General features: G+C 64.3%; 8 protein-coding genes. 5 read left to right on the top strand and 3 right to left on the bottom strand.

Annotated elements, in window-relative coordinates:
* Window positions 1-156: 156 nt before the first annotated feature.
* The 3 genes from CV770_RS38950 to ugpB form a co-directional block, all read right to left on the bottom strand.
* Window positions 157-1,779 (bottom strand): ABC transporter substrate-binding protein, encoded by a 1,623-nt coding sequence (locus tag CV770_RS38950; RefSeq protein ID WP_104466082.1) that lies wholly within the window; start codon window positions 1,777-1,779, stop codon window positions 157-159.
* A 361-nt stretch (window positions 1,780-2,140) separates the two neighbouring features.
* Window positions 2,141-3,088 (bottom strand): aminoglycoside phosphotransferase family protein, encoded by a 948-nt coding sequence (locus tag CV770_RS38945; RefSeq protein ID WP_104466086.1) that lies wholly within the window; start codon window positions 3,086-3,088, stop codon window positions 2,141-2,143.
* 155 nt (window positions 3,089-3,243) lie between these two features.
* The gene (gene ugpB, locus CV770_RS38940) at window positions 3,244-4,584 is read right to left on the bottom strand and encodes a sn-glycerol-3-phosphate ABC transporter substrate-binding protein UgpB (RefSeq protein WP_104466085.1); all 1,341 of its coding nucleotides are present in this window, start codon (window positions 4,582-4,584) and stop codon (window positions 3,244-3,246) included.
* Between the two features lie 184 nt (window positions 4,585-4,768).
* Here ugpB and CV770_RS38935 point away from each other — a divergent pair, with 184 nt between their 5' ends.
* From CV770_RS38935 to CV770_RS38915, 5 genes are all read left to right on the top strand, one after another.
* Entirely contained in the window at window positions 4,769-5,764 is a 996-nt protein-coding gene (locus CV770_RS38935; protein ID WP_104466084.1) for a TRAP transporter substrate-binding protein, read from the top strand.
* 6 nt (window positions 5,765-5,770) lie between these two features.
* Entirely contained in the window at window positions 5,771-7,849 is a 2,079-nt protein-coding gene (locus tag CV770_RS38930; RefSeq protein WP_245453986.1) for a sensor histidine kinase, read from the top strand.
* Window positions 7,819-9,564: an ATP-binding response regulator gene (locus tag CV770_RS38925; protein ID WP_104466081.1), complete on the top strand. Its 1,746-nt coding sequence runs from the start codon at window positions 7,819-7,821 to the stop codon at window positions 9,562-9,564. Before CV770_RS38930 ends, CV770_RS38925 begins: the two co-directional genes overlap by 31 nt.
* A 10-nt stretch (window positions 9,565-9,574) precedes the next feature.
* Window positions 9,575-10,312, top strand: coding sequence for a response regulator (locus CV770_RS38920; protein WP_018316843.1), 738 nt, complete (start codon window positions 9,575-9,577; stop codon window positions 10,310-10,312).
* Between the two features lie 433 nt (window positions 10,313-10,745).
* Window positions 10,746-11,357 (top strand): sigma-70 family RNA polymerase sigma factor, encoded by a 612-nt coding sequence (locus tag CV770_RS38915; protein ID WP_018316842.1) that lies wholly within the window; start codon window positions 10,746-10,748, stop codon window positions 11,355-11,357.
* Window positions 11,358-11,632 lie beyond the last annotated feature (275 nt).

Below are 11,632 nucleotides of genomic sequence, written 5' to 3'. Positions count from 1 at the left end.
AGGGAGGGGGGTGGCTCCGGGAGAGGTCGGAGTTCGTGGGCTACCCCCCTCCCTGCCCCTCCCCCACAAGGGGGGAGGGAATGAGAGAGTGGCGCTCACCTCACTAGACCAAGAGACACAGAAGGACGCGGACATGTCGCTCGCGCCAATCATGCCTCACCCCTTCGCCATCGCGCGATAGTCCAGCCTGCGGTGGAACCAGTACTGATAGCCGCTGATGTTCTTCTGCATCGCGACGTTGACGAAGGGCTGGTACAGCGGGATGCGCGGGATATCGGTGTAGGCGAGATCGACGAAGCCCTTCACGTCCTTGTCGTAGGTCGCGGTATCGCCGGCCGCAGCAGCGGTGCGCGCGCCGTCGATCAGCTTGTCCATCTCCGCCGACTTGTAGCTCATGGTGTTGAAGACGGAATTGTTGCCGTGATAGCACCAGTAGAAGAAGTATTCGGGGTAATCGAGCCAGCCCGAGAACACATTGGTGAAGAGCGGCATCTCCTTCTTGTTCAATTCGGTGCGCCAGTTGGCGCCGGGCACCTTGTTGATGGTGGTCTTGATGCCGATCTGAGCCAGGCTCTCCTGCACCAGCACGCAGAGCGGCTCGTTGACGCCGGCAAAATTCAGGTCGAACGAGATCGTGGTCTCGAAGCCGCTGGCGTAGCCGGCCTCGATGAGAAGCGCCTTCGCCTTCTCCATGTCGGTGTTGTATTTGTGCGGCTGCGGCCAGGCGACTTCGGTCGCCTTGTCCTTGGCCGCGCCGAACATCGGGTTGGCGAGGCCGAACATCACGGCGTCCATGATCTTCTGATAGGGCAGCGCGTAGGCGACCGCCTGACGCACCTTCGGATTGTCGAAGGGCGGCTTGGTGACGTTCATGCCGATATATTGGATGCCGTTGGAGAACGGCAGCGACACCACGTTGAGCTTGCCGTTGGCCTTCATCTCCTGAAAGTCCTTGTTCGGCAGCTCGTAGGAGATGTCGGCGTCACCTCGCTCCAGCAGCGCGCGGCGGTTGCCGGCCTGCGGCACCATGCGCCAGATCACGCGCTTGATCTTCGGCAAGGGGCCGCCGACCCAATCCTCGTTGCGCTCCATGATGACTTCGGTGCCCGCGGTCCATTTCGTCACCTTGTAGGCGCCGGAGCCCGCGGTCTGCTGTTTTGTGAACTCGAGACCCCAGGGGTCCTTCTCGCTGGCATTCTTCTTCACGAGCTCGGAGTTGACGATGCAGGGCACGATCACGGCGAGATCGGGAATCGTCAGCTTGTCCTTTTTCAGGAAGTCGACGCGCACGGTGTAGTCGTCGATGACGACGAACTGCTCCGGCTTGGTCAGCGAGCCCGCGCTCATCTGGAAGGTCGGGAAGCCGCCGACGCTGACGGCACGATCGAGCGACCATTTCACGTCCTTCGCGGTCACAGGCGTGCCGTCGTGGAATTTGGCGTTCTTCTTCAGCTTGAAGGTGACCGACATGTCGTCGATCCTGAAATCCTCGGCGAGCTCGCCCTTGAACTTGTCGCGGTCGTAATAGGGCACGCCGCCTGGGCCGGTCTTCATCTCGTGGCTGATCAGGCGGTCATAGCAATTCCAGGACACCTCGTAGCCGGGCACATTGGTGCCGACACCGTGGATGTCGAGATTGTTGGGACCGCCTTCCGAGACGATCAGCAGCGTCTCCGAGCGGGCGTCGGCATAGGCAGAGGAAATCACCTGTGGCATCGCCGGAAGCGCCGCTCCGGCGGCCAATCCGGAAACGGACTTGAGGAAATCGCGGCGCTTCATGAAATCGCTCCAACACAACGTTTTTGGTTGGAACCGGATTCGCAAGGTTCGTGCCAGAGCTTAACGGATGTTTACGATCAAGCTAATGAACTGATATCTCTTAGGAAATGTCGATTTAGGCGCGTCGCGGCCTTCGTCTCGACCTCCCGAGATTGCATACAAAGATACAGATTTGCCTATTCAATGAGCTTAGTTTGATTTGCGCCCGCCCAATAAGCACGGCTGTCATTCCGGGGCGATGCGCAGCATCGAGCCCGGAAATCCATCGGGCGGCAGCACGCGCAGGATCATGGATTCCGGGCTCGCCGCTCCGCGGCGCTCGGGAATGACGGAAAGAGGCGCGGCCGGCGCTCGCCGGCGCTCAGCCCGCCCAGATCAGCTCCTGCAGCTCGACCAGATCATCCGCCTGCTCCTGCCAGCCATCGATGCAGATGTGGCTGTTGAGGTCGCTGGCGCGATGCAGCAGCATCAGGGCCATCAACCGGCGCTTGAGCGTGTAGTCGAGCTTCGCATAGCCAAAGCCTTCGAGCAGGCTCTTCACCCTCCCCGGCCGGCCCGCCGCCATGAACGCGCCGGGGCCGAGCAGGTCGTAATCGCGCCATCCCGCCAGCACGTCGCCGAAGTCGAACAGCCCGGCAATCGACCATTGGCCGTCATCGCAGGCGAGCAGGAAGTTCTCCGGAATGTATTCGCCGACCAGAAAGACCGGCGGCGCATCCATCGGAATCAGCTCTTCCGCATCGCGCAGGAGATCATCGAGGCCGGCAAGAAATTTCGGCGCAAGGCCGAGACGGGTGTGCCGGGCCCTGCAGCCCTGCATCTGGGCACGCATAAAGTCGTCCCAGCGCGGCTCGATTCGCGCGAGCGGCCCGAGCGGGGCGCGCTGGACGCTGAGGATGGTCTCGCCGATCTGGCGCAGCAGGCGTTCCTTCTGCACTTCCGCCAGGTGCGGCCACACCTCCGAACCAAGCGTGCCTGATAGCCGCGTGATGACGAGATAGGGCCAGCCGTCTCGGGTTCCTTCGGCGACGATCTCGGGGATCGGCAGATCGAGATGGCCTTTGAGCTGCATCAGCGAGCCGCGCTCGGAGACGAATTGCGCGTGCAGCATCGGCGGGAAGATTTTGAGGATCGGCCCCTCGCCGAGGCCGACGACGAGGTTGGTGCCGGTCGCGAACACATGCGGCGCGCTGACATCGAGATCGTGGCTGTGCGCAATGTCGAGCGCGATCGGCAGCCATTGCGCAGGCGCAGAGCGAAAGGCGCGGAAGCTTTCGGCGTCGGTGAGTTGAGACAATTTCAGCGACATCACCTGCTTGGTCCGTTTGAGCTCGTCATGCCCGGGCTTGTCCCGGGCATCCACGTTCTTCGTAGCGTGTGGCAAGGCGTGGATGGCCGGGACAGGCCCGGCCATGACGCTGCGGAGAGAGCTTGCACGCTAACGTCAAGCTTCGCTTCCGTCCTCTACCGCTCTGGACTCGCGCGCTCGAACTGGCGCAAGAGCTTGTTGCCGCGCTCGACGGCGGAATCCAGGGCGGATTGCGCGCTCTTCTGGCCGGAAAAGGCCTGCTCCAGCTCGTCCTCGATCGCGCCGCGGATCAGGACGAAGGAGCCGAGCCGGATGCCCTTTGAATTCTCCGTCGGCGGATTGAGCGTGATCTCCTCGAACGAGATCGCCGAGCCCGGATTGCGCTCGTAAAAGCCCTGCGCGCGCGTCAGCTCGGAAGCGGCGCGGGTGATCGGCAAGCATCCGGTGTTCTGATGCCAGGCGGCCTGCACGCCGGGCTGCGACAGATAGGCGAAGAAGCGCGCCACGCCCTTGTATTCCTCGCGCGGCCGGTCGCGCAGCACCCACAGGGTGGCGCCGCCGATGATCGAGTTCTGCGGCGCGCCCTTCACGTCGGGCCAATACGGCATCATGCCGTAGCCGATCTCGAATTTCGAATTCGCCTTGATGTCGGCGCGCGTCGCCGAGGAGCCGATGAAGATGCCGCATTCGCCGCTCTGGAAGCGCGGCTCGGCCGCTTGGCCGCGGCCGCCATAGTCGAACAGTTTTGTCTTTTGCCATTCGGCGAGCTGGGCGATGTGTTTGACCACGACCGGATTGTTGACGGTCAATTCGGCATCGAGCCCGGCAAAGCCGTTCCCGCGCGTCGCCAGCGGCAAATTATGGAAAGCGGAGAAATTCTCGACATGGATCCAGGACGGCCATGACGTGGTGAAGCCGCAAGGAGCGCCGCGGTCGCGCAGGCGCTTTGCAGCGGCGCCGAGCTCCGGCCAGGTCTTCGGCGGCGTCTCCGGATCGAGGCCGGCGTCGCGGAACATGGTCTTGTTGTAATAGAGGATCGGCGTCGAGGAATTGAACGGGAACGACAGCAGATTTCCGGCCGCATCGGTGTAATAGCCGGAGACTGCGGGCAGGTAGTCATTGAGCGAGAACGGCTCGCCCTGGTCCCGCATCAGGCTGAACACCGGATAGATCGCCCCCTTGGCCGCGGTCATGGTGGCAGTGGCGACCTCGTTGACCTGGACGATCGCGGGCTGGCTGCGCGAGCGGAAGGCGAAGATCGCGGCGGTCACCGTCTCGGTGTAGTTGCCCTTGTAAGCGGGCACGATGCGGTAATCGGACTGCGAGGCGTTGAAGTCCGAGGCGAGCTTTTCCAATTGCCGCCCAAGCTGGCCGGACATGGCGTGCCACCACGCGATGTCGGTGGCGGCGCGCACGGGCGCGGCCAATGAGAGAGCCGCCAAGGCGGCGACGAGCTGCAAAAGGCGCAATGCTGAAGTCACGATGGCTCTTCCCATGACGCGCGACAAAGGCGGCTGCCCTGCTTAAGGCGCGGCATTTGCGGTTTCAACCGGGAATGAGCGCCGGCCGCGCCGCACAATTACACGGCCGCGCCGGCCGGGATGGCCTTCCCCCGACCATCTGCTAGATTGCATTGAACCTTTTGCCCCCGCCATAGACTCCACCACTGAGGGGTTGAGTGTGCCAGTGTTGAGCCGTGCCGAACTCTCGCGGACCGGAGTGATCGTCGTCGCGCTTCTGCTTGCCGTCTGTGCGACGGGCGCCGTCGCACGCGAATTTCGCGCCGCCGATACCCAGACCGAGGATTACCCGACCGTCCAGGCGCTGCGCTACATGGGCGCACTGATCGCCGAGCGCAGCGGCGGCCGCCACGAGATCAAGGTGTTCCACTCCCGCCAGCTCGGCGAGGAAAAGGAGACCATCGAGCAGACCCGGGCCGGCGCGATCGACCTCAACCGGACCAACGTGGCGCTGATCGGCAATTTCGTTCCGGCGATGAACGTGCTCGCCATGCCGTTCCTGTTCCGGTCCATCGAGCACATGCAGAAGGTGCTGGACGGGCCGATCGGCAGCGAGATCCTTGATAGCTTCGAGCCCTATGGCTTCGTCGGGCTCGCCTTCTACGATTCCGGGGCGCGGTCGATCTACAACGGCGCCCGCCCGGTGAAGACCATCGCGGATCTCAAGGGATTGCGGATCCGGGTGCAACAGTCGGAGTTGATGAGCCAGATGATCCGCTCGCTCGGCGCCGAGCCGGTCGAGATGCCCTATGGGCAGGTGCTCACCGGGCTCGCCAACCATCTGATCGACGGCGCCGAGAACAACTGGCCATCTTTCGTGACGACGGATCATTACACGCACGCCGGGCATTATACGCTCACCGAGCACACGATGAGCCCCGAAGTGCTGGTGATCTCGCTGAAGGCCTGGCAGAGCCTGTCGCCGGACGACCAGAAAATCTTCCGGGAGGCCGCGCAGCGCTCCAGCCGGTTCATGCGCGAGAAATGGCGCGACCTCGAGGAGCAGTCGCAGCGCAAGGCGCAGGAAGCCGGCGTCACCATCATCAGGGAGATCGACCGCAAGCCGTTCGAGGACGCGATGGCCCCGATCTACGCCAAGGCCGGGCGCGATCCCGCCGCGGCCGCGCTGATCGAACGTATTCGCAAGGTGGAGTGAGCCACGTTGGCTGCACTTGGACATACCGAGCACGCAGACCGGCCGTCCGGCCCGATCGGACGGCTGCGCGCACGGCTGGTCGGCGTGCTGCGGGCTGTGCCGATCCGCTGGCGCATCCTGTCGATCGCGGCGCTGAACTCCGCCGTGGTGGTGGTGCTGGTGGCGATGATCTGGAACGGCGCGCAGGTGCTCGGCTCGGCATGGGGCGACGTCCGCCAGGTGCGCGAATCCGACCGGATCCTGGCGCTGCTCGAAAGCGAGACCGGGCGCCTGCACAATTTGATCCATCGCTACATCAACCAGCCGAGCCCGGACCTGTTCGCCGAGATCCTGCTGCTGCGCGAGGCGGTGCTGGGCACGCTGACCAACCGCGCCGCCAAGGATCCGATGCTGTCGGGCTCCGTCGAGGAGCTGGAGCGCACCACCGACCGCTTCCTCAACGGCTTCGGCGAGCTGCGCAGCGTGCAGGCCACCATCGCCAAGACCTATGAGGATCAGGTGCAGGGCCCGGCCAGGGACATGGCCGGCCTCTATTCCATCATCGAAGGCGCCACCGGCCATCGCGACGCGCTGATCTGGCCCTCGCTCGGCAAATCCCGCGAGGCCTTCACCGCGATGCTGGTGGCGGCCAATTCCTATTATCTGTCGCTGTCATCGGGCGCCGCCGACGACGCGCGCCGCAACACCGAGACGATCGAGAAGACCATCCCCGTGATGATCGATCTCGCCGACAACGACCTGCAGAAGATGGCCCTGCGGCGGCTCGGGGCCCGCACCGCCGCGCTGCGCGAGGGCTTTGCAAAGCTCTCCGAGCAACTTGCCAGCCGCACCGAGCTGCTCCGCAACACCATCGACGCCAGCCAGGCCGAGGCGATCGGCGCCATCGACGACCTCTCCACCAAGATGCGCCAGCGCGAGCAGAGAGCGCAGGAGACCTTTGACCGCACGCTGGCGGATATTTCCCGCCGCGTCCTTTCGATTGCGGTGATCTTCCTCGGCATCATCCTCACCGCCGGCGTGATGATCGCGCTGTCGATCCGGCTGCCGCTGCAGCAGATCATGGCGGCGATGCGCGCGATCACGCTCGGCGACCTCGACCGCGAGGTGCAGGGCACCAAGGCCCGCGACGAGGTCGGCGCCATGGCGCGCGCGGTGGAGGTGTTCCGCGAGAACGCGATCGCCAAGCGCGAGACCGAGGACGAGCTGCGCGCGTCCAAGGAGAAGGCCGAGAGCGCGCTGCTCGAGCTCAATACCGCACAGCAGAATTTGATCGATGCCGAACGGCTGGCGGCGCTCGGCGGTCTCGTCGCCGGCGTCGCGCACGAGGTCAACAACCCGATCGGCATCAGCCTCACCGTTGCTTCAAGCTTTGCCCGGCGCAGCGAGATCTTCGAGGCCCAGCTCAGGGGCGAGGGGGGCCTGCGCCGCTCGCAGCTGGAGGAATTCGTGCAGTCCTCGCGCGACGCCTCGCAGCAGCTGGTCGCCAATCTGCAGCGCGCCGGCGAGCTGATCCAGTCGTTCAAGCAGGTCGCGGTCGACCGCTCCCATGCCGAGCGGCGGCAATTCTCGCTCAGCGAGGCCACCGACCAGATCATCGCCAGCTTGCGCCCGGTGCTGAAGCGCTCGCCGATCACGCTCCAGGTCGACGTGCCCGAGGGGCTGCTGCTCGACGGCTATCCCGGCTCCTATGGCCAGATCCTCACCAACCTCTTCCTCAACGCCGCCAACCACGCCTTCGCCGACGGGCGTGCCGGCACGATCATCATCCAGGCGCGGCCACGCGGGACCGAGGACGTCGAGCTCATCTTCACCGACGACGGGGCCGGCATGACCTCCGACGTGCAGCGCCAGGCCTTTGACCCTTTCTTTACCACCCGGCGCAATGAAGGCGGCACGGGACTCGGGCTTCATATCGTCTATAACCTCGTCACCCAGCAGCTCGGCGGGCGCATGATGCTGGAATCCAAGCTGGGACAAGGCACCACTTTTCGCATTATCATGCCCCGGGTTGCCAAGGGCGGCGCGCAAAGCACAGAAAGTGACGGGACTTCTCAATGGCCGAACAGGACGATGTCCTCCACCTGATCGACGATACCGGTACCGCGTCGGAGGATGCCAACGCCCGGAAATGGAAGATCGCCGTCATCGACGACGATCCGGCCGTGCATGACGGCACCCGTTTTGCGCTGTCCGACTACAGCCTCAACGGCCAGAGCCTGGAGATCCTGTCGGCCTATTCCGCGGCGGAAGGCCGCAAGCTGATGGCCGAGCACAGCGACATCGCCGCCGTGCTGCTCGACGTCATCATGGAGACCGACGTCGCCGGCCTCGAGCTGGTCGAGTTCATCCGCAACGAGATCCGGAACGAGACGGTGCGCATCATCCTGCGCACGGGACAGCCCGGCCAGGCGCCCGAGCGGCGCGTGATCGTGCAGTACGACATCAACGACTACAAGGCCAAGACCGAGCTCACCGCCGACAAGCTGTTCACCTCGCTGACCGCGGCGCTGCGCTCCTATCAGCAGCTCGAGCGCATGGTGCAGACAAGGCGCGGGCTCGAGATCATCATCGACGCGGCCTCGACGCTGTACGACTTCAAGTCGATGCAGCGGCTCGCCGAGGGCGTGCTGACCCAGCTGGCCTCGCTGCTCAACGTCGATTGCGCCGGTATACTGGTCTTGCGCGACAATGGCGGCATCGACCCCGAGCTCTCGGTGCTCGCCGGCAGCGGCTGCTACAGCCGTTTCATCGGCACCACGACGTCGAAGGCGCTCGACCCCGAACTGCGCGAGATGGTGGAAGCCGCGTTCCAGCGCCGCAAGAACGAATTCGCCGACCACCGCAGCGTGATCTATTTGCGCACCGGGTCCGGCCGCGAGGTGGTGGTGCTGCTGCAGGCCGAGCGCGAATTGTCCGAGACCGATCGCTCGCTGGTCGAGATCTTCTCCTCAAGGCTTTCGATCGCCTTCGACAACGTCATCCTCTATCAGCAGCTTCAGGCCGCCAACACCCAGCTGGAGGACCGCGTCGCCCAGCGCACCCGCGCGCTGATGCAGGCCAACCGCCGCCTCTCCGCGCAATGGCTGCGGCTGCAGCGTGCCAACGGCTTCAAGAACGAGATTTTGGGCACGGTCGCGCACGATCTGAAAAATCCGCTCGGCGTCATCCTGGGCCGCACCGAGATGCTGAAGGAGCTGATCTCGACCGGCGCCTCGGAAAGTGGCGTGGTCGCCCAGGTCGACCACATCCGCGACGCCACCAAGCGCCTGACCACGATGGTCGACCATCTGATCTCGGACGCGATGGCCGATGCCTTCGACATCACCATCCGCCGCGAGCCCGTCGACGTCGCCGCCCTGGTCAAGGAGGTCGCCGAGGCCAACCAGCCGCTCGCCGTCAACAAGCAGCAGGCGATCAGCGTCGCCGCGCCGGCCAACATCGTCACCATGTGCGACACCGACCGCATCCGCGAAGCCATCGACAATCTCATCAGCAACGCCATCAAATACTCACCGATTGGCGGCAGGATCGACGTGGTCGTCAGCCATGAGGGCAGCGAGACCGTCATCCGCGTCAGCGACGAGGGCGCCGGCCTGTCGCCGGAAGATCTCGGCCGCCTGTTCGGCCGGTTCCAGCGGCTGTCGGCCAAACCGACCGCCGGCGAGAGCTCGACGGGACTTGGGCTCTCCATCGTCAAGCGTATTGTCGACATGCATGGCGGCGAGGTGACCGCCGACAGCGAAGGGCCCGGCAAGGGCTCGACCTTCACCATCACCCTTCCCGCGACCGAAATGCCGTGATCTCAAGACCATGACCCAAAGCCAGCACATCATGATCGTCGACGATGAAGCCCCGGCCCGGGAGATGGTCGGCGATTATCTCAAGATGCACGGCTTCACCGTGACGCTGTGCGACGGCGGCAAGTCCTTGCGCGCCGCGATCCAGGGCAGCATGCCTGATCTGGTCGTGCTCGACCTCAACATGCCCGAGGAAGACGGCCTCTCGATCATCCGCGACCTCAAGAGCCGCATCAACGTGCCCGTCATCATGCTGACGGCAACCGCGAGCCCGATCGACCGCGTGGTGGGGCTCGAGCTCGGCGCCGACGATTACGTGGCAAAACCCTGCGAGCTGCGCGAGCTGATGGCGCGCATCCGCTCGGTGCTGCGGCGGAGCGGGCCGGCCAAGGCCGCAGCGCCGGACGCTGCGGCGGCGAAATCCGACAAGGAGCAGCTGGTACGGTTCGGGACAAAGTGGCTCGACCTCGAAGCCCAGGCCTTGCGCGACGACGAAGGCAATGAGCATCCGCTGACCGCCTCCGAGTTCGGGCTGCTGAAGGTGTTCGCGGCCAATCCGAAGCGCGTGCTGTCGCGCGAGCGCCTGCTCGAACTCGCCAACGCGCGCGACGCCGAAGCCTTCGACCGCGCCGTTGATCTCCGCATCATGCGCATCCGCCGCAAGATCGAGCCCGATCCGGCCAAGCCCGCCGTGATCCGCACCATCCGCGGCGGCGGCTATCTGTTCTCGCCGGCGGGCGAGAAGGCGTAAGAGCAGCCACACTCCCCGCCGTCGTCCGGGACGAGCGCAGCGATGATCCGGGACCCATAACCACAGGAAGTGGTTATGACGCCAAAAGGGTAACTCCGAGTCTTCGCCAAATTTCTCCCTGTGGTTATGGGTCCCGGGTTCGCTTCGCGCCCCGGGACGACAGGAGAGTGATTAGCGCGACCGAACGCAAATCTCCGGGATTCGTTCCGTGGCGCCTCCGTCCGGCTCAAAACCCCTACCCCCGTATTTTCCGTACATTGAAATTCCACGCTTTTTTGTCCCGAATGTTTCGTCATCCCTCCTTCGACGAAACAATTTGGCGGCGCACGAAACCATTTTCCCCTTTTCGTGCAGACGTCCCGAAACGTTGGCTCATTAACACTTTGGTCCAAGGAAACGCCGCTCGGTCGCGGCGCTACGGGGAGCCAAGTCAATGCGGAACGTCATCGCCATCAACGCCCAGGCCAGCCAGAGCATCATCGCCGCTCAGGCGACTTCGGACGACATGCTTCTCGAGAGCATTGCCGACGGCAACCGGACGTCGATGCATATCCTTTATTGCCGGCACAGCGTGCGGGTGTACCGCTTCATCCTGCGCATCGTGCGCGACGCCACCGCGGCCGAAGACCTCGTGAGCCAGGTGTTCCTGGACGTGTGGCGGACCGCCGGCCAGTTCCAGGGCCGCTCGCAGGTTTCGACCTGGCTGCTGTCGATCGCCCGCTTCAAGGCGCTGACCGCAATGCGCCAGCGCCGCTTCGAGGACATCGACCAGGAGGACGTGCGCCAGATCCCCGACGATTCCGATACGCCGGAGACCTCGCTCGACCGCAGCGACACCAGCGCCATCCTGCGCGCCTGCGTGCAGAAGCTGTCGCCCGCGCATCGCGAGATCATCACCCTCGTCTACTACCACGAGAAGTCGGTGGAGGAGGTCGGGCAGATCATCGGCATCCCCCAGAGCACCGTGAAGACGCGGATGTTCTACGCCCGCAAGCAGCTGGCGGAATTGCTTAAGGGCTGCGGCGTCGAGCGCTTCGCCGCCTAAGCTCAATAATTCAAAGGGATAGGGCCGCCGATCTGGCCCTCTCCCGGGACACGGAAGTGTTACCGCCCACGAAACAATTGAAACAAAGCACAACATCAGGCGGAAAAACTTCCCTCCTATAAAGCTCACATACGGTTTTGCTTAAACCTCCCAAGGACCTCTACGACCCGGACGGGATGCCCCCCTCCGGGTCGTTTTGTGTTTGGGGGCATGTTGCGGACTCTAGCCGCCGGCTGAGTAAGGAGGGCACCACTCTCTCATTCCCTCCCCCCTTG

This window comes from Bradyrhizobium sp. AC87j1, from assembly GCF_002936975.1.
GTDB classification, from domain to species: domain Bacteria; phylum Pseudomonadota; class Alphaproteobacteria; order Rhizobiales; family Xanthobacteraceae; genus Bradyrhizobium; species Bradyrhizobium shewense.
This window is presented reverse-complemented; position numbering and strand designations above follow the sequence as displayed.